The organism is Rhodococcus sp. 15-649-2-2 (assembly GCF_002258645.1).
Lineage (GTDB): Bacteria > Actinomycetota > Actinomycetes > Mycobacteriales > Mycobacteriaceae > Rhodococcoides.
Map to the genome: position 1 here is coordinate 13,155 of NZ_NPFM01000026.1, position 18,739 is coordinate 31,893.

General features: G+C 64.4%; 19 protein-coding genes. 15 read left to right on the forward strand and 4 right to left on the reverse strand.

Going from position 1 to position 18,739, the window contains the following annotated elements:
- Positions 1-57 precede the first annotated feature (57 nt).
- From CH305_RS16640 to CH305_RS16685, 10 genes are all read left to right on the forward strand, one after another.
- Positions 58-1,092 (forward strand): formamidase, encoded by a 1,035-nt coding sequence (locus CH305_RS16640; RefSeq protein ID WP_037148524.1) that lies wholly within the window; start codon positions 58-60, stop codon positions 1,090-1,092.
- Between the two features lie 159 nt (positions 1,093-1,251).
- On the forward strand, positions 1,252-1,884 hold the full coding sequence (locus CH305_RS16645) for a flavin reductase family protein (protein WP_052058148.1): 633 nt from the start codon (positions 1,252-1,254) through the stop codon (positions 1,882-1,884).
- Complete coding sequence (locus CH305_RS16650; protein WP_052077594.1) at positions 1,881-2,774, forward strand: carbon-nitrogen hydrolase family protein; 894 nt, start codon at positions 1,881-1,883, stop codon at positions 2,772-2,774. Before CH305_RS16645 ends, CH305_RS16650 begins: the two co-directional genes overlap by 4 nt.
- Positions 2,752-3,783, forward strand: coding sequence for a hypothetical protein (locus CH305_RS16655; RefSeq protein WP_032402929.1), 1,032 nt, complete (start codon positions 2,752-2,754; stop codon positions 3,781-3,783). The genes CH305_RS16650 and CH305_RS16655 overlap by 23 nt, the downstream gene beginning before the upstream one ends.
- 1 nt (position 3,784) lies before the next feature.
- Complete coding sequence (locus CH305_RS16660; RefSeq protein ID WP_037148522.1) at positions 3,785-5,044, forward strand: FAD-dependent monooxygenase; 1,260 nt, start codon at positions 3,785-3,787, stop codon at positions 5,042-5,044.
- Positions 5,041-6,471 carry an MFS transporter gene (locus CH305_RS16665; RefSeq protein WP_242640194.1) on the forward strand — a complete coding sequence of 477 codons (1,431 nt, stop codon included), beginning with the start codon at positions 5,041-5,043 and terminating at the stop codon, positions 6,469-6,471. The genes CH305_RS16660 and CH305_RS16665 overlap by 4 nt, the downstream gene beginning before the upstream one ends.
- Positions 6,471-7,322, forward strand: coding sequence for a xanthine dehydrogenase family protein subunit M (locus tag CH305_RS16670; protein ID WP_032402927.1), 852 nt, complete (start codon positions 6,471-6,473; stop codon positions 7,320-7,322). Before CH305_RS16665 ends, CH305_RS16670 begins: the two co-directional genes overlap by 1 nt.
- Complete coding sequence (locus CH305_RS16675; RefSeq protein WP_094704296.1) at positions 7,319-9,685, forward strand: xanthine dehydrogenase family protein molybdopterin-binding subunit; 2,367 nt, start codon at positions 7,319-7,321, stop codon at positions 9,683-9,685. Before CH305_RS16670 ends, CH305_RS16675 begins: the two co-directional genes overlap by 4 nt.
- Complete coding sequence (locus tag CH305_RS16680) at positions 9,682-10,185, forward strand: (2Fe-2S)-binding protein (RefSeq protein WP_032402925.1); 504 nt, start codon at positions 9,682-9,684, stop codon at positions 10,183-10,185. The genes CH305_RS16675 and CH305_RS16680 overlap by 4 nt, the downstream gene beginning before the upstream one ends.
- Positions 10,182-10,808: an SRPBCC family protein gene (locus tag CH305_RS16685; RefSeq protein WP_032402924.1), complete on the forward strand. Its 627-nt coding sequence runs from the start codon at positions 10,182-10,184 to the stop codon at positions 10,806-10,808. The genes CH305_RS16680 and CH305_RS16685 overlap by 4 nt, the downstream gene beginning before the upstream one ends.
- A gap of 4 nt (positions 10,809-10,812) precedes the next feature.
- Here CH305_RS16685 and CH305_RS16690 read toward each other — a convergent pair whose 3' ends face one another.
- Together CH305_RS16690 and CH305_RS16695 are read right to left on the reverse strand one after the other, a co-directional pair.
- A complete protein-coding gene (locus tag CH305_RS16690; protein ID WP_037148516.1) occupies positions 10,813-11,478 on the reverse strand; it encodes an aspartate/glutamate racemase family protein in 666 nt (221 codons plus the stop codon).
- Positions 11,479-11,481: 3 nt separating this feature from the next.
- Entirely contained in the window at positions 11,482-12,900 is a 1,419-nt protein-coding gene (locus CH305_RS16695) for an MFS transporter (protein WP_094704297.1), read from the reverse strand.
- A gap of 199 nt (positions 12,901-13,099) precedes the next feature.
- Between CH305_RS16695 and CH305_RS16700 the strand changes: the two genes are divergently transcribed.
- On the forward strand, positions 13,100-13,774 hold the full coding sequence (locus CH305_RS16700; protein ID WP_037148513.1) for a GntR family transcriptional regulator: 675 nt from the start codon (positions 13,100-13,102) through the stop codon (positions 13,772-13,774).
- Between the two features lie 16 nt (positions 13,775-13,790).
- On the opposite strand, the gene CH305_RS16705 is transcribed toward CH305_RS16700, so the two are convergent.
- On the reverse strand, positions 13,791-14,909 hold the full coding sequence (locus CH305_RS16705; RefSeq protein WP_094704298.1) for a YbfB/YjiJ family MFS transporter: 1,119 nt from the start codon (positions 14,907-14,909) through the stop codon (positions 13,791-13,793).
- Between the two features lie 155 nt (positions 14,910-15,064).
- On the opposite strand from CH305_RS16705, the gene CH305_RS16710 reads away from it, so the two are divergent.
- Genes CH305_RS16710 through CH305_RS16725 form a run of 4 tightly spaced genes read left to right on the forward strand, consistent with a single transcriptional unit; the run spans position 15,065 to position 17,815 of the window.
- A complete protein-coding gene (locus CH305_RS16710) occupies positions 15,065-15,364 on the forward strand; it encodes a type VII secretion target (protein WP_094704299.1) in 300 nt (99 codons plus the stop codon).
- On the forward strand, positions 15,361-16,344 hold the full coding sequence (locus tag CH305_RS16715) for a hypothetical protein (RefSeq protein WP_094704300.1): 984 nt from the start codon (positions 15,361-15,363) through the stop codon (positions 16,342-16,344). Before CH305_RS16710 ends, CH305_RS16715 begins: the two co-directional genes overlap by 4 nt.
- A complete protein-coding gene (locus tag CH305_RS16720; protein WP_143545289.1) occupies positions 16,341-17,288 on the forward strand; it encodes a hypothetical protein in 948 nt (315 codons plus the stop codon). The genes CH305_RS16715 and CH305_RS16720 overlap by 4 nt, the downstream gene beginning before the upstream one ends.
- Positions 17,285-17,815 (forward strand): LpqN/LpqT family lipoprotein, encoded by a 531-nt coding sequence (locus CH305_RS16725; protein WP_179278317.1) that lies wholly within the window; start codon positions 17,285-17,287, stop codon positions 17,813-17,815. The genes CH305_RS16720 and CH305_RS16725 overlap by 4 nt, the downstream gene beginning before the upstream one ends.
- Here the strand turns inward: CH305_RS16725 and CH305_RS16730 are convergent, their stop codons facing one another.
- Positions 17,816-18,739 carry an ABC transporter substrate-binding protein gene (locus tag CH305_RS16730; RefSeq protein WP_094704303.1) on the reverse strand — a complete coding sequence of 308 codons (924 nt, stop codon included), beginning with the start codon at positions 18,737-18,739 and terminating at the stop codon, positions 17,816-17,818.

Here is an 18,739-nt window from a genome sequence, read left to right on the forward strand (position 1 = left end):
GCTAGCACCGTGCGCAATCGCTTGCGCAATAAGTTGCCCCCGAGGAACGGACTTCTGATGACAGGTTTGGGTGGTCTCAATCCATCGCCGACGTCTCTCACTCTTGGCTTGGTGCAGCAGCAGGTTCCGCTGATCACCAGCATGGCCGATGTGGACGAGACGACCGATCGCGTGTGCAGGCAACTGCGTGAGGCGAAGGCCGGGTTCGCAGCGCTCGACCTCGTTGTGTTCCCGGAGTATTCGTTGCACGGCCTGCGGAAGTCCTCGTGGGCGTCCGACGAGGTGATGTGCGACATGGACGGTCCGCAGGTGGAGCGATTGCGTGCGGCGTGCCGCGAGTCGAAGGTCTGGGGGTGCTTCAGCATCATGGAACGTAACCCCGGCGGAGCACCGTTCAACTCCGGAATCATCGTCGACGATCAGGGTGAGATAGCCCTGTACGTTCGCAAACTTCATCCTTGGACGCCCAAGGAGCCCTGGGAGCCGGGCGACGTCGGCCTACCGGTCTGCGCGGGGCCGAAGGGTTCGGTGTTGTCGCTGTTGATCTGTCATGACGGGATGTTCCCCGAGATGGCGCGGGAGGCGAGCTACCGCGGTGCCAATGTGCTGCTGCGCACGGCCGGGTACAAGTTCCCGCTTCGGCAGTCTTGGCGTATCACCAACGAGGCCAATGCATTCCACAACCTGGCGTACACGGCCTCGGTCTGTTTGGCCGGGGAGGACGGCAACGGTATCCCGTCCATGGGTGAGGCGATGGTGTGCGACTTCGAGGGCACGATCGTCGAGCGCGGCGACTCCACCCCCGACCGGGTGGTGACGGTGTCGATCGAACCGGCTCGCGCCGACGCTGCTCGGCGGGAGTGGGGCGTGGAGAACAACATCTATCAGCTCGGACACCGCGGGTACACGGCGTTGGCCGGTGGCGCGCAGGACTGCCCGTACACCTTCGTCCGTGATCTGGCGGCCGGAACCTATCGAGTGCCGTGGGAAGACGAGGTTCGCATCGTGGACGGGACGTCGGAGGGGTACGGGCCCCCGCGTCGGCCCGGCAGTGCAGCCGATTCTGCGCGAGCCGGTCTGCGCGGAGAGTAAGGCGGAGGTTACGCGGCCGGTGCCCGTGTAACAGTGCCATTAATTGGTCCTCGATTTGTTGGCCAATGCTCGACATCGAGCGTGAAACCCCTCTATCGTCAGAGCAACGCAATCGGTTGCACGACCGGTTGCAACGCAATCGAAAGAAGGCTCGTGTCGATGACTTCCCAGGTAGGCGACTCTCTGGAGCTCACGGACCGCACCCGCCACGACATCGATTCGATGTCCTCGGGGGATGTGTACAAACTCCTGTCCTGTGCGGTGCAGCCACGCCCGATCGCCTGGATCTCCACGGTGTCCAGCACCGGCGTTCGCAACCTGGCACCGTTCAGCTTCTTCAACGTCGCCTCACGGAACCCGGCCACCCTGATGATCTCCATCGGTGAGCGCATCGGCTTTCCAGGCGAATTCAAGGACACGTTGGTCAACATTCGCGACACCGGCGAATTCGTCGTCAACATCCCGTCGGCGGAGACTGTGAACGCGGTGACCGCAAGTTTCGCGACAGTGGACGCGGACGTCGACGAGTTCGAGCTCTCGCATATGACGGCCGTTCCATCGGTGTCTGTCTCGGCTCCGTCGGTGCTCGAATCCCTGGTCTCTCTCGAATGCCGGACGCTCCAGGAAATCGCACTCGGTTCCGACACTCTCGTGCTCGGGACCGTCACGACGGTGACCAGCAGACCGGGCTTGCTCACCGACGATCTGCACGTCGACACGCTCGAACACCGATTCCTCGGCAGGTTGGCCGGCCCGTTCTACACAACCGACATGAATCGAGTGGCGCAATGACCACCTCGGCGCATCTGCGCGGCGTCGACACTCGGCGGGTTGTCGATACGTTCGATATCGCTGTGGTGCAGACCAGTTCGCGAACCGGTGCCTGGCAGCAGAATATCGACGCGGTGAGCTCGGAAGTTCGTGTTCTCGCCGCCGGTGGCTCCAAGGTGATCGTGCTGCCCGAACTGTTCGCCAGCGGTTACGATCTCGGCAGCATCGACGCGATGGCCGAGTCGGTGCCCGGCCGCACATCGATCGCGCTCGGCGAACTCGCCGCCGAGACCGATACGGTTCTGGTGACGGCAATGGTGTTCCGCGATTCCGAGGGGGTCGTCTTCGACAGCTCACTCGTCGTGGGTCCGGACGGTCTGCTTGCCCTGGGACACAAACGGTTTCTGTGGGACCGTGAGAACACGGTGTTCACCCCGGGTGCGCAGAGCGGTCTGCTGGTCGACACCCCGTTCGGATCCATCGGCGTCGTGATCTGTTACGAGGCAGGGTTTCCCGAGACCGTCCGCGATCTGGTGCAGCGAGGAGCCGATATCATCGCCGTGCCGTCGGCCTTCGGTCACGTCCGCCTGCACGTGTGGAAGCTGCTCACACGATCACGCGCACTCGAGAACGGTGTTGTCGTGGCCGCAGCGGGGCTCACCGGGCAGACCGGCGACGGACCGCGGTTCGCCGGACACAGCGTCATTGTCGGGCCGCAGGGCCGCACCATCGTCGAGATGGCCGAGACCGTCGGATCGGTCTCGGCGACGGTCTCCAGACGCGAACTGCAAGACGCACGCGACGAAGTGCCCTATCTGAAAGATCTTGCCCGACTGGGCGGTATCACCGAGACACGAACGACCGAGAACGATCACGAGAGGAACCGAGATGTTCGATCTGCGATCAGCTGATCTGTTGCGCGCCTTCACCCGTCAGCTCGAGCTGTGCAAAGTTCAGCCCGGAGAACAGGTGGTGATTCTCGCGGAACCGTCGAGCCGTGGTGACTACATCTCGGCTGCTTTCGGAGCGGCCCAGAGCCTGGGCGCACAGGTACTCGCGGCCACCGTCCCGGGCGGCAGCCCCGCACCGATGCCCAGCACCCACACCGGTGCGGGCCCCGGCCTTGTCTCGGTCATGAACAGTTCGGTGGCTCAGGACATGCTCAAGGGTGCAGACCTGGTGGTAGACCTCACCAGTGAGGGCTTCATCCATGCGCCCATTCAGCAGGAAATTCTGGCTGCCGGCACACGCATCATCTTCGTCTGCGACGCCCCGGACGTGTTGATCCGGAACATGCCGCAGGACGGCGACAAGGAACGGGTCCAGGCAGGGGTGGATCTGATCCGCAGCGGCTCGACCATGCGCATCACCAACGACGCAGGCACCGATCTGACCGTTCAGCTGAGCAATTCGCAGCCCGAGTTCCAGGTGGGCTTCGCCGACGACAAGGGCCGCTGGGATCACTGGCCGTCGACCATGGTGTTGTGTTGGCCGGAGATCTCGAATGGAAAGATCGTGCTCTCCGAGGGCGATATCTTGTTGCCGTTCAAGGAATACGTCCGAGACGAGACGACGCTGACGGTCACCAACGGCCACATCGACGAGGTGACCGGCGGCGGTGAAGCTGCATTGCTCAACATGTTCTTCGCGGACTCGAACGACAAGTGGGCTCGCTACCTGTCTCACATGGGCTGGGGACTGATGAAGACCGGCGACTGGTTCGCTGCGGCGATGTACGGCAAGGACGACATCATGGGTATGGACGCCCGAGCGTTCGCCGGCAGCTTCCTGTGGTCCACCGGCCCGCATCCCGTACTCGGCCGAGACTCCTACGCGCACCTGGACATCGGAATGCGCGCCTGCACCGTATCGATCGACGGCATCGATGTCGTCACCGAGGGTCGATTGGTGGAGAGCTGACATGGCACCGATCGAAGTGGTGATCGCGGGCGGCGGTTTGGGCGGGCTGACCGCAGCGCTCTCTTTGCGGCACAGGGGCATCCAGGTGACGGTGCTCGAAGCCGCAGCCGAATTGGGCGAGGTGGGTGCAGGAATTCAGACCGCTCCCAACGCCAGCCGGATCCTCATCGCACTCGGGATGCGTGACAAGCTGGAAGCGATCAAGACCGAGCCGATGGACCAGGTGCGCAGGCGGTGGGAGAACGGCAAAGTCATTGCGCTCACCGCCCTCGGCGAGTACTGCAAGAAGACATTCAATGCGCCGTACTGGCACTACCACCGCGCAGACCTGCATTCGGCCATTCATGCGCAGTGCCTCGACCCCGACGGCCCAGGCCCGATGGTGGTGTTCGAGACCGACGCGAAGGTCGTCGAGGTCGATCGAACGAATCCGACGCGGCCCGTCGCGGTGACCGGAACCGGAAGACGCTACGAATCGGACCTGCTCATCGGAGCCGACGGTATTCGTTCGACCGTGCGCGATCTGATCGGTCTTCCCGATACTCTCGTCTTCTCCGGTGAAATGGCCTATCGCGCTTTGATTCCGGGTGATCGCATCGTCAAGGACCCGGCCACCCGCTGGCTCGTCGACCGATACCAGAGCACCATCTGGTATGGACCCGACCGACACCTGGTGCATTACATGATCCGTAACGGTGAGTACCTCAATGTCGTGGCGCTGGCCCCGTGTACCGACGAGGTTCGCGACGGCGGGCCGCGGCTCGTCGGGCCCGAGGAGCTGATGGGGACGTTCCCGGACTGGGACGACCGCGCCCACGCGATGTTGTCGAAGGCCGACGAGAACGTGCTGTGCCAGGCGCTCTACTACCGCAGACCCGATCCTCGCTGGACCGACGGCCGCGTCGCGTTGCTGGGCGACGCGTGCCACGCCATGCTGCCGTACCAGGCGCAGGGCGCATCGCAGGCGATGGAAGATGCGGCCGTGCTCGCCGAGGAACTCGCGAAGGTCACTTCGAGCGGAATCGATGACGCGTTGGCACGCTACGTCTTTCGCCGAGCCCGGCATGCGCGGATGGTGCAGGACGCGAGCCTCCAGAACAAGACTTTCTACCACATACCCGATGGACCCGAGCAGCAGAAGCGGGACGCAACACTGGCGTCGTTCGATGGGGAGTCCGACATCTCGTACGACTGGCTGTGGAGCGGTACTCCGCTCGACGACAGCGACGACGAGAAATTCCATTACTCGTTCGTCCGATGACGACCTCGGACCACAACACCGCGCCGGAGGCTGCGATGAAGACTGGTGATCAGGTAGTACAGGAGCTCCCCTGGAAATGGGGTGTGCAGGGCAAGATCTTCATCATCGGCGGGCTGGGCTACATGTTCGACGCCTGGGATGTGGCGCTGAACGGATTCTTGACTCCGCTGCTCGGCAGCTATTGGGACCTCTCCCAGGCCGAGCGCGGGCTCGTCGCCACCGGCAACCTGATCGGCATGGCCGTCGGTGCCGTCGTGTGGGGAACGATCGCCGACCGAGTCGGGCGTAAGCGCGCATTCTCGTTGACGCTGTTGATCTTTGCGCTGTTCTCGGTCCTCGGCGCTTTCGCGCCGAGCTTCGAGATCTTCATCATCCTGCGGTTCCTGGCCGGGTTCGGTCTCGGCGGCTGCATCCCGGTGGACTACGCGTTGGTCAGCGAATTCTCACCACGCCGCATTCGCGGCAAAATTCTGTCCGCGATGGACGTCTGGTGGCCCATCGGTGCCACCATCTGCGGCGTCGTCGCCACGCTTCTCGTCCCGATCGACGGAGACGTTCGTTGGCGCTACATGCTGCTGTTCATGGTTTTGCCAGCGCTGCTGCTGTTCTGGGTTCGACGCGGCATCCCCGAGTCGCCGATCTACCTCGCCAAGGTCGGACGTGAAGTCGAGGCCCGCGCCGTCATCGACGACATGGTCACCCGCACCGGATCCGAGGCCGTCGACTACGTCATCGTCGCCGATACGGCACCGAAGGGGCCGGGTGGCATGAAAGCGGCTCTGACACAGCTGAAATCGGTCTGGCGTTACAGCCCACGCATCACCGCCGCGGCCTGGATGCTGTTCGTGTCGATCATGCTGCTCTACTACGCAGCGCTCAGCTGGATGCCGTCCATCCTCCGGGCCGAGGGCTACGGAGAATTCGCAGCCTTCGCCGGTACGACGCTCATGACCGGCGTCGGCATCGTCGGCGTGCTCACGTCCGCGTTCATCGTCGAGATATTCGGCCGCAAGTGGGTCATCGGATTGTCGGGTCCTGTCGCCGGCAGTGCGTTGGTCATGTTCGCTGTCATGCTCGACATCCAGTCTGCGGCGCTGATCTGGCTGGGCATCTTCGGATTCGTCATCCAGCTGACCATCCCGGTGCTGTACTGCTACGTCTCCGAGTTGTACCCCACCAACATTCGCGCCTCGGGATTCGGCTACGCATCCTCGGTCAGTCGGGTGGCCACTGGATTCGCTCCTCTCCTGTTCGGTTCGGTCATGTGGCCGATCCTGGGTCTTCCGTTGACCTTCGGCATCGTCACCGCGTTCGTGTTGTTCGCGGTGATCTGGATGGCCTACTTCGCACCGGAGACCAAGGGGCGCGAACTCGACACCCTCGTCGACGAACCCGCCGAGGTAGTCGCGGGCGAGGCTCGGGTCTGATGAAGCCCGCACAGTTCGACTACCACCGGGCGCGCGATGTCTCGGGTGCAGTACGCCTGTTGGCCGAGCTGGGCGAGGACGCGAAGATCATCGCCGGAGGCCAGTCCCTGGTCGCCATGATGAACTTCCGCCTCGCCCGCCCCGGGCATCTGGTCGACGTGGGTGGGTTGAACACTCTGAGCTACATCAGGCGCGAATCCGACGGCCTGCACATCGGAGCGCTCACCACCCACCACGACGTCGAATCCGGCGATGTGGGAACGGACTTCGCTGTTCTTCGTGAGGCCATGCGGTGGGTGGGGCACTACCCGATCCGTACGCGCGGCACGGTCGGGGGCAGCATCGCTCATGCGGACGCCACCGCGGAATGGTGCTTGCTCGCCATCCTGCTCGACGCCCGCATCGTCGTCGAGAGCATGCGGGGGCGGCGAACCGTCGAGGCAGACTCGTTCTTCTTCGGGTACTACTCCACCGATCTCGCGTTCGACGAGATGATCGTCGAGATCGTGTTCCCGAACCCGGCACCACACGCTGCGGTGACCGAGTATGCCGAGCGACAGGGTGATTTTGCGATCGTGGGCGCGGCCGTATCCCTCGATCTGGACGGTGTGGCCGTGGTGGGTGGACGCGTCGCTCTCGCGGGAGTGGGCGCGACTCCCGTGCGATCGTCCGCAGGCGAGGCCGTTCTGGCCGCCGGTGGAACGTTCGGCGACTGTGCGGACGCCGCAGCCGAGGCACTGGAATTGGAGGACGAGGGCATGGTCACCGCCGAGTATCGACGCACCCTGGTGCGCACCTTGGTGGCCGAAGCCTGCAGCGACGCACTGGTATCGCAGGGGGTGCCCACATGAGCGTCGATCAGGTTCTCACACCCAAGTTCGTCGGCACCTCGGTCGCACGCCGCGAGGACCCTCGATTGCTCACCGGCCGCGGCAGATTCGTCGACGACATCGCGATGCCGGGCATGCTGCACGCCCAGTTCGTGCGCAGCACCGTGGCGGCCGGCCACATCACGGGTCTCGATGTCGGTGATGTCACCGGGGTCGAGGGGGTACACCGCGTCTTCACCGCGGCGGACTTGGACCTGCGGCCGATTCGAGCGGAACTATCCCGTCCGCTCAGCGAATTCGTGCCCACCGACATGCCCGTCCTGGCGCACGACGTCGTACGTTACGTCGGTGAGCCGCTGGCCATCGTCGTCGCCGCCGATGCGTACAGCGTCGAGGACGGACTCGAAGCAGCCCGGGTGTCCTACCGGACCGTCGCCGCCGTCACCTCCGCAGATCAGGCCATGTCCGAGGGCGTGCCCCTGGTTCACGATTCGGTTCCGAACAACACCGTCGTGGACGTGCAGATGTTCGCCACCGAGGCCATCGACGAGATCTTTCACGACGCGCACACCGTGGTGTCCGTGCAGTCCAGAACGGGGCGTCAGAACGCACTGCCGCTCGAGACCCGCGGATGCATCGCGTACTGGGACGACCGCGACGAGCAGTTGATCATCTACATCTGCACGCAGGTCCCGCACCAGGTTCGCACCGTCACCGCACAGTGCCTCGGTCTCGACGAACGCCAGGTTCGGGTCGTCGTGCCCGACATGGGCGGCGGGTTCGGACAGAAGTGCGTCGTCGGCCGTGAGGAGATCGCCGTCGCGGCAGCTGCATTGAAGCTCCGTCGTCCCGTCAAGTGGATCGAGGATCGCAAGGACGCACTGACGGCATCGTTCCTGGCACGCGAGCAGCAGTACGACGTGCGGGCCGCGTTCGATTCCGAGGGGCACATTCTCGGCCTCGACGCCGATGTCGTGTGCGACATGGGTGCGTACTCGTGTTACCCCTTCACCGCGGGCATCGAGCCGCTCATGGCCTCGGCCGAAATGCCGGGGGTGTATCAGGTTCCGGCATATCGGGTGCGGGGCCGTTCCGTGTTCAGCAACAAGGCACCGACCGCGCCGTACCGAGGGGTGTCCCGGCCGCAGTACGTCATGGTGATGGAGCGACTGTTCGAGCGAGCAGCCCGCGAATTGGCTCTCGACGCAGTGGAAATCCGGCGTCGCAACGTCATCACCGCCTTCCCGTACACCGGCGTCAACAACATCACCTACGACCCGGGCTCGTACCTCGAGGCGCTGAACCTGTGCGAGCAGACGCTGCGCGACGGCGGTTGGTACGACCTTCAGGAGCGCGCTACCGCCGACGGCCGACACATCGGCATCGGGTACTCGTGCTTCAGCGAGCGGACGGGCTACGGCAGCAGCGCCTTTGCGGCCCGCAAGATGAACGTGGTCCCGGGATTCGACATCTCGGAGGTCAGGATGGACACCTCCGGCACCGTTGTCGTGACGACCGGAACGATGAGCCACGGCCAGAGCCACGAGACCACCATGGCGCAGATCGTGGCCGACCGACTGGGAATCACGGTCGATCAGGTCAAGATCGTGCAGGGCGACACCGACCGGATCACCTACGGCTTCGGATCGTTCGCCTCTCGCTCGATCACCATCGGCGGCAGTGCGGTGGCGCTGGCGTCGACCAAATTGGGAGACAAGCTGTGTGAGATCGCCGCGCACCTGCTGGAGACTCGCGACGACAACGTCGAGCTGGCCTCGGGGCGGGTGCGTCAGCGTGACGACCACTCGAAGTGCGTCACCTACCGGGACATCGCCGACGTCGCGTATCTGAAGGCGCAGTTGCTGCCCAAGGGGGTCGAGCCGGGGTTGTCCGCGACGGCGAGTTTCGACGTGTTCAACGACGGCACGTTCTCCAACGCCACCCACGGCGTCGTCGTCGAATTGCACGAGGGCACCGGACAAGTGGAGATCCTGAAGTACGTCTGTGTCGAGGACTGCGGAGTCGCGATCAATCCGAAGATCGTCGAGGGCCAGTGCCGCGGCGGGATCGCGCAGGGTATCGCAGGTGCGTTGTTCGAGCAGGTGTCCTACGACGAGAATGGAAACCCGCTGTGCGCCAGCTTCATCGACTACAAGGTGCCGACGGCGTGCGAGATTCCCGACATCGAGATCCATCACCTCGAAACTCCCTGCCTGTTCACCGAATCCGGAGCCAAAGGGGCAGGTGAGGGTGGAACGATCGGCGCACCGGCCGCGGTCCTCAATGCAGTCAACGACGGATTACGTTCCACCGGAGTGGAACTGAACGACACACCGATCACTCCCGTCGCAGTACAGGCGGCACTGGCGAAGGGAAGGCCATGAGCAACAAGCAACTGATCGAACTGACCGTCAACGGTACCGAGTACGAAGTGATCACCGAACCACGACGCACCCTGGTCGACGTGCTACGGCACGATCTGCAGCTGACCGGAACTCATGTGGGTTGCGAGCACGGCGTGTGCGGTGCCTGCACCGTTCTGATCGACGGCAAACCGGCTCGCGCCTGCCTGACCTTCGCGGCGCAGGTCGAGAGTTCGGAGATCCGGACTGTCGAATCACTCGGCCGGGACGGCGAATTGAGCGACCTACAGCAGGCATTCGCAGACCACCACGGCCTGCAGTGCGGATTCTGCACGCCTGGATTTCTGATGCTGGCCGAGGGCTATCTCGCCGAGCATCCGGACGCCACCAAGGAGGAGATCCGCGAGGTGGTCGCCTCGAACTACTGCCGCTGCACCGGATACCAGACCATCGTCGAGGCCATCGACTCGTGCGCCGAACAGCGCCGCTGCGTCGGCTGTGTGAACGGAGTTTCCCAGTGATACTGACCAATACCCTCGAGATCGACGCATCGGCCGATGACGTCTTTCGGCTGATCAACGACGTCGAGAAGGTGGCGACCTGTGTGCCGGGTGCCGCCATCACCGGCAAGGACGGCGAGACTTTTCTCGGCGGAGTCAAAGTGAAGGTCGGGCCGATCAGCGCCTCGTACGCCGGCACCATTCGGTTCCTCGACGTCGACGCCGAGACCCGCACGCTCTCACTCGAAGCCAAGGGCGCGGACTCGCACGGAAACGGCGATGCCGAGGCTCAGGTGGATCTGTCGGTCGAGGCGATCGGCGACCGCTCGCGGTTGACGTTGAACACCGATCTGGTTATCAGCGGAAAGATCGTCTCGTTCGGCAAGGGCGCGATCGTCGCGGTCTCGAACAAGGTGCTGCAGCAGTTCGCCGTCAATCTCGGTGCGCTGCTCGGTGGTTCGGCTACGGCCGATCCAAACACGCCCACAGCGGTGAGGACTGCTGTTGCGAGCCCGATGGGCGGCGAATTGAACGCGATGAGCCTGATGCCCGAACCGGTGCGCAAGTACGCACCGATCGCGGGCATCTTCCTCGCCGGAATGGTCGAGGGCTGGCTGGTGTCCAGGGCCTTCGGGCGTCGGTAGAGATCTAGCTGCGCACCGCGCTCGAGATTCTGTCGACGACCATCGCAACGGCACTCGGAACCGGCTCGATGACGTCCACGTCGGTGCGCAGCGCCAGCCGCCGAGCCGAATCGCTCAACGGTCCGCCGCCGATGACGACGGCGCTCGCTCCGGCGGCCACTGCTGCATCGACCGCTGTTCCCAGTTCGACAACGCTCGATGCCAGGTCCTCGGCCAGGACCAACGGCGATGACGCAGTGAGGAACACACCCGCGAAATCGCCGTCGGGCACGGTGGCACGAGTCAGTGCATCGAGTGGGGCGGCGAGATCGGCTGTGGTGGTGGCGATCGCGAAGCGGCGACCGCCTCGTGCGGCGTGCAGGATTCCTGCCTCGCCGATCCCGACGACCGGAATGTCGACGAGGGTTCGGAGTTCGGCCGCACCGGGATCACCGAACGCGCCGACGATCACGGCGGCCGGGTCATGGTGCTCGATCGCGTCGAGGGCCGCTGCTACGACATCCGCTCCGGCAGCACGCAACTGTTCGGTGCCGGTGATCATCGCCGGTCCGGTACCCGCGGTGACCCCGATGACGGTGAACTCTGTGTCGTAGAGCCAACGCCGCGCGACGTCGACGAGCAGCTGCGTCGTTGCAGTGTTCGAGTTGGGATTGATCAGGAGAATCTTCACGGTTCAGCCATCTTCCGGCATGGGTTGTCCGAAGGTCTCTTTCGGGAACTGAACGGCGATCGCGCATACGATGAACAGCCCTGCCAGCATCCCGAACATCGCGCCGACGCCGGACGAGTCGAGAACGGCTCCGGCGATGAGCGGGAACAGTCCGCCGGAGAGAGAGCCCAGCGCCAGGATCACCGACGTCGCGAGGCCACGAATGCGAGTCGGGTATTGCTCGGGTGCGAACAGCCAGATCGTCGTGTTGAGGATGATGACCGAGAAATTGAACAGAGCACCGAAGAACAGTACGAGGCCGATGGACGTTGCGAAGAAGCCGAATCCGAGTCCGGCGACAATACCGAGCACAGCGCCACCGGTCAGCGTGACCTTGCGGGGGAGTTTGCGAGCGATGAGCGCAGCGGTCAGCGCGCCGATCAGCGACCCGGACTGCATCACGAGGGTGTACCAGAGCGCACTCGAGATCGACATGCCCCGCTCGGTCAGGATGACGGGGATCAGCGTGAGCATCGAGATCTGTGCTGCGTAGGACATGCAGACGGCGATGCCGAGGGCGAGAGTGCTTCTGCGGTAACGCCGCCCGAACATTTCCGTCCACCGTGCGCGCGGTGCGGCGTGATCGTCGACCGAGGTATCGATGTTCAAGTACTGAAGCTCGGAGTCGAGGGTGCCGCGAAGCTTGCCCTGCGCCAGACGGTTGATGACGGTATTGGCCTCGGCCACACGGCCCGTCGCGGCGAGGAAGCGAGGTGTTTCCGGAAGCGAGCGGCGATAGAACACGACCGCGAGTGCGGGCAGTACGAGCAGACCGAACAGCCAACGCCAGCGGTCGTCACCGGTGAAGATCGCGAAGACGATGACCCCGAACAGTGGAGCGAGCATGTTGCCCAGGCCGGCAGCCGCGACGTTGATCATGCCGACCGCGGTACCACGATGCTTGGCGGAGAAGAACTCCGAGAGCATGATCACCGCCACGGCGATTTCACCGCCGAGTCCGAGACCGACCAGGAATCGAGCGCCCACCAACACCTCGTAGTTGGGTGCGAATGCGCACAGTAGCGAGCCGAACGCGAAGACGAGAAGGTTGGCACCGAGGAGGGTTCGACGACCGAAACGGTCCATCACCGCTCCGGCCAGGATGCGCCCGAGTGCGACGGCGGTGAACGTCGCGGTGTTCAGCAGTCCGATCTCGGTGCCACCGAGACCCCAGGATTCACGCAGGAGCGGACCGGTGATGCCGACGGCATTCTGTTCGACGGCGTCGAAGAACACACCGAACAGGACCATGGCGACGATGCCGAAGTGAGCTGTGGTGAGGCCGATCTTCGAGTACGACGCCTCGATCTGTTCGCTGAGACTGCTCTGCTCGGGCGGTGGGTCGATCGGTGACGGCTTCTCGTTCGTGGTCGGGACGCTCATCCCAGTGCCTCTCGTTCAGTGGTATACCAACAGCGGAGAATTTACTGAGCTCTGCGCCACGGAAGGTTTCTCGGCGGTAACACTTGTGTTTCCAGGTCCTCTCACCTGCCGCTTCCTGTCTAGGTCTTCGTCAGGCAAAGTCTGCCGATGTCACCTGTGGATACGCGGTATACCTTCAGTTCGCTGGTATACAAGCATCATGGCATCCACTGAAGGTCGCGAATCGCTGTCGCGTTCGGTGTTCGAAGCGATCAGAACACGCATCCTCGACGGCCGCCTCGAGCCTGGTGAAACGCTGAGCGAGCGCAACCTGGGAGCTGAGCTCCAGGTGTCGAGGGTGCCGATTCGGGAGGCGCTTCCGTTGCTCGAAGCAGCCGGGTTGGTCACGCTGTCGCCGAGACGTCCTGCCGTGGTCACGGCCGTGACCCGAAGTTCGGTCGACGAGTTGTACGACATCAGGTCTGCGCTCGAGCCACTCGTGGCTCGACGGGCAGCGTCCGCGGTGGCGGCGGGTTCGGATTCCTCGTCGTTGGTCGATGCCGTGTCCCGTGCAGGTGCAGCGCTCGACCGGGGCGATCTACTCGAATTTCATCACGCGAGCTCAGGAGTGCACTCGGGGATCGAGGCATTGTCCGCCAACAGGCTGTTCCCGGTCATCATGGAACCGTTGCGGGAGCGCAGCAATCGCCTCAACATGGCCAACCTCGAAAGGGATCCGTCGCTGCGGCACGGGGAGCATGTCTCTCTGGTCGACGCCATCGCCAAGGGGGACCCGGACTTGGCTGCCGCTGTTGCGTTCGCCCACGTGGAATGGGGCCGGGCACGCACGTTCGAGACTCTGGCACAAGTTCCGGGTTACGACCCACAGCACTGAGCCGAGTGCTCTGTCCTCAGCGCCACGCGGTCAGTCGGGACACCTGTACGGCCCCGGCAGTCCCGAGCACGAGCACTCCCGTCGCGACAGCGAAGGCAATCGAATAGGAGTCGCCGATGGCAGGTGCGACGATCAGTGGGCCGAGTACCTGCCCGACGCCGTAGACCGCGGTCAGCGTCGCCGCGGTACGTCCGATGGGCAGTGTCTGAGCGGTGCTCATCGTCAGCATCGTGATGCCCATGAACGTTCCGCCGAACAGCAGAGCCGAGAACACTGCGGCGACGGTGTTCCCGGTCAGGGCGGGGAGTACCGCTGCGATCGATTGCAAAGCGAACGCTGCCACCAGGGCGTTGCGCATGCTGGTTTTGCGGGCGACCGCCTGCCACAGCACCGTCGCCGGTACCGCGGCGAATCCGACGACGATCCACACCGTCGGACCCACCGATGTGCTGCCGTGGCCACCGACCGTCGCCACGAGAAACGTACCGACGATGATGTAGCCGAGACCCTCGAGGAAGTACGCGAACAGCAATGTCCGCCATACGGTTCGGGTTCTGCGGTCGAACTCGCCGGGTACAGCACGCGTTGTGGGCTCGGGATGCACCGAAAGCGTCCACGCCGGGGCGATGAGGACCACCGTCAGCAGCGCCGAGCACACCCACAGCGCCTCCCAGGACAGGTGCGGTCCGAGAAGCAGCGTCAGAATTCCCGACGCCGCGATGCCTGCGCCGACACCGCCGAACGCGATACCGGGTGAGGCACCGTCGGCGCGATGCTTCGTCACGGTGCTCGCGCACGCGATGAAGACTGCGGCGCTCGCCAGGCCCGCCAGGAATCGCAGTGCAGAGAACGCTGCGGTGGAATGGACTGTAGCCATGGCCAACTCGCTGGCGACGAGGACCACTGTCCACAGTCGGAACGATGTCGTCGTATTGATCGACGGGCGCACGGACAGCACGATTGCGCCGACGAGATAGCCGGCGTAGTTCGCGGTCGCGATGACGGCACCGCTGCTCGGTGTCACCTCCGCCGCGTCGACCATGATCGGTAGTAGCGGCGTGAACACGAATCGCCCGACGCCCATCGCCGCCGCGAGTCCGGCTGCGGCAGCGAACGACAGTCGACGGCCGTTCATGCGGTTGCCCCCTTGGGTCGTTAGCCGGGCCAACGGTACCCGCCGCATTCACGACTCCGGAATCGGACCGGACGGAACCGATCCGAGCCCACGGGCGTCAAACCCGATGACGCCGATTCACCGGGCGTCGATACGGTGCGACTCGGGGGAGCGTCATGACAGTGAATGTGGATCCAGTGATCCTGCGGCAGTTTTCGAATGTGTTGTCGGGAACGGGGGAGGCGATCGCCGAGTTGGATACCCTCGCCCCGTTCCGCGAGTCCGAGAATGCGCTGCAGGGTACCGACTTCGGCGCAGCATGTGCGGCGGCCGCGGCAGCGGCGGCGGGAGCCGTTTCAGCACTGGCCGGCCGGGCCGAATGCGTCGCAGACATCGCCCGCGGCGTCGCGCAGAACTACGAGATCGCCGACGACGAACTCTCCCGCCGCCTCGCTGCGATGGATCAGCCGAAATGACGCCGACCGTGCCGCACGTTGCGGGCTGGGAGCCGGAGTCGATGCGCAAGACGATGATCGAACTGGCCGAGATCGTCGAGCGCGTCAACGGCCAGCGCACCGGGGTGTTGGAGGAGCAGGATGTGCTGGCCGAGACGTGGACCGGCGAGGCAGCGAGCGCCGCGGCAGAACGCGTGGTGACCGAATGCTCCCGGATGAGCTCGGTGTGCGGTGAGATCGATTCACTCGGTCAGGCATTCGAGACCGCAGCAGGAATGGTCGACGCCGCGAAGGCGCACCTGCAGGCGCAGGTGTCGGCGGCGACCGCGAGCGGGTTCGCCGTTCAGACAGACGGTGTGGTCGATCCCGACGGGATGATCGCGCTGATTCCGGACAGCCTGGGTGAAGAGAAAGTACGCCAGGCCGACGAACTGCGCTCTGCTGCAGCGCAGTTGACGGAAGACATCCAAGATGCTCTGAAGCAGGCAGAGCGGGCGGCGCTCGATGCTGCGCAGCAGTTGGCCGAGCCCACGAAGCTGCTGACCGCTCTTGCGCTGGGCAGCCCGCCGGGAAAGTTCGTCGAGAACCCGGACGGATCGTTCTCGTGGATGCCGGACTGGCCGACGACCGTAGCATCGACGGTGATCGGCGGCATGGCAGCCGTGACGAGGCGGGCGCTGGAACTTCCCGGTGTCGATTCCGTCGACGATGTTGCCAAGAACATCGGCCGTGGGCTCGGGGTCTTCGGAGTCGTTGCGGGCGCGATTCCCGGGATCGCGGGAAAAATTGATGACGGGATGAACCCGGCCGAAGCGGTCGTCGTCGAGGCCACACCGATAGCCGCTGGAGCAGTTGCGACGTGGGCGTTCGGTGCGGTGGGCGGCCTGGCGGGTTCTTTTCTTCCGGGGCCGGGCACGGTGGCCGGCGCTGCTGCCGGAATCGCTCTGGGCGGACTCGTCAGCTACGGAGTGGACAAGCTGTTCGAGGCGGCAGGGAAATGAGCGAGTACAGGCACAGCCGGACGCCACAGCGTGAGGATGTGCTGAGCAAAAGCGTGGTAGGACAGAAGTATCCACTGTGGGTGAGAACGTGGCGCAGTGTTCACCTGGGGTGGCTCGTAGCTCTCGGCGTTCTGTCTGTCGTCCTTGTGGCGACAATCGTGACTGCCGGGCTGCTGAGAACAATCGACGCGGACACACTCCTCTCCATGTCCTGGCTGACGTTGTTGATGCTCTTGCCGCTCACCCTCGCAGTATTGTTGTCCGGCATCGGATCTGCCCGGCTTTCACGTTTCGTGCGACCGGTGAACGTCGCCGGAGTCGGCCGGGGCGTGGCAGTGCCGGGGCGGGGGAATGTGTTGTACCGCAGCGGAATACTTGCATTCGCGTTGGTGGCCGGCATGACTTACGTCCAGTGGGGAGCAGACGAACCCGTAGGTGCTGCGCGGCACCAGCTGAAGATCGTAGTCATGTCGCACTTCGGCGCTCCGATATGTCTGCTGTTCTTCGCGTTGAGTGTGCTCGTCGTCAACCGGACCAGAATTTCACTGCATCCCGATGGCATTGTGCAAGAGATCTATCGTCGCCGCGGGTGGAAGGTCACCACAGCCGTCACCGTCGTGCCGTGGGACGGGATCGTCGAGCTGCAACCGCAGACGCATCCGAATCCGGCCCTGTCACATCCGCACTGGTACCCCACTATCCGAGTCGCGTACCGCGCAGCCGACAGCGAATCGGATCAGGAACTGACGCTGATGGTGTGCGAGAAGAAAGTCGAGCCCAACTCGTTGTATGCCCTGTTGCAATGGTGTCGCGACAATCCCTGGGCTCGTGCGCAGCTGGGCCAGGACGATGCGCGTGAATTGCTGCGTCCGCCCGGTCTGATCGAGCGTATCCGCGCCGACCGAGCCGCATCTACTTCCGCTCGAAGGGATGCTGTTCAGTGACGGTTCGAGAGGGCTCGATCGAAAGTTTCCTCGAGCAGCAGGGTGTCGAGCTCGTGCCCGTGCATCGCAGCGAATGCAACAGGTTCGGTCTCGAACTGCCGACAATGCCGGGCTGGGACCTGGTTCCCGAGCACTTGTTCCCGCATGCCACCGCGGTGCTGTGTTCGCCGGCGAATGCCGTCGACGGGTTCGTGCCGAATGCAATGGCTCTGGTGGGGAAGTTCACGCGATCGGTGGATCCGATATCGCTGCTGGAGTGCGGGTTCGGAGACTCACGGGCGTTGCCCGGTTGGGCCGAGGTCAGTCGCGACCGAGCACCGCTGCGCGGACTCCCGTCCGTCTCGATCGCCGGTCGATACGACTGGGACGGTCGGACGCTGTTCGCCCGGACCCGCTATGTCGTCGTCCACCACATTGTCGATCTGTACCTCGTACAGATGACGGTCACCCTGCCCGACGTGACCAGGGCTCGATTGGGTTGGGCAGCAGAGGAGTTCGTAGACGAGGTGCGGATCGGGTACGAGTGATTACGTCGGAATCTGCTGCACCACCGCGGCGACGGCCTCCACCTGGTCCGCGATTCGAGGACCCCATCGACTCGACAGATCTTCGTCCATCGGGAAGATCCTGCCGTCCCGGACGGCGCGCATCGACCCCCACCCCGGCCGAGCTGCGACGGATCGGTCTGTCACTCCGCAGCATTGGGCGTCGGCGAGAAAGACGACGTCGGGGTCCGCGGTGATCACCGTCTCTGCGGACAGCTGCGGGTAGTCGCCTGCATCGGAGCCGTCGGCGATGCTCTGCAGACCGAAGAGGCCGTAGATCTGCCCGACGAAGCTCTGGCTGGTCACGGTGTACAGCGTGTCGTCGAGTTCGTGGAAGTACGTCAGTGGCTCTTCGCGCGTCGGCACGCTGGCGACGGCCGCATCGATCCGGTCACGCATCTGCGCGACCACTGCGTCGCCTTCGGCGTCGTGCCCGGTCGCGTCGGCCACTTGTTCGATCTGCGAGTACGCGTCGTCAAGGCTTGCCGCGGCCGGCAGCAACAGCGTCGGGACCCCCGCCTCGGCCAGGGTGGATGTCACGATGCCCAAGTCGGTGGAGGTGATCACCAGATCGGGGTCGTACGCAACGATCGCCTCGAGGCTCGGCGTGAATGCCGACAGGCCGGTCTTGGGCGCGTCGGCCGGATAGTCCGACTGATCGTCGACGGCCGCAACCTGCTCACCCGCGCCGACGGCGAACAGGGTCTCCGTCGCCGTCGGGCTGAGCGAGACGATCGTGCGGGGCATCGCGTCGATGGTGACGGTCCCACCGTCAGAGCCCGACGCGATCGACTTGGGGAATTCCCCGGTCGGCGCGGCGGCTGAGGTGGTGGCCGGGGTATCGGTCGTCGCGCCACCGCACCCGGCTGCGAGAAGCGCGACGGCCGCGAACCCTGCTGAGATCAT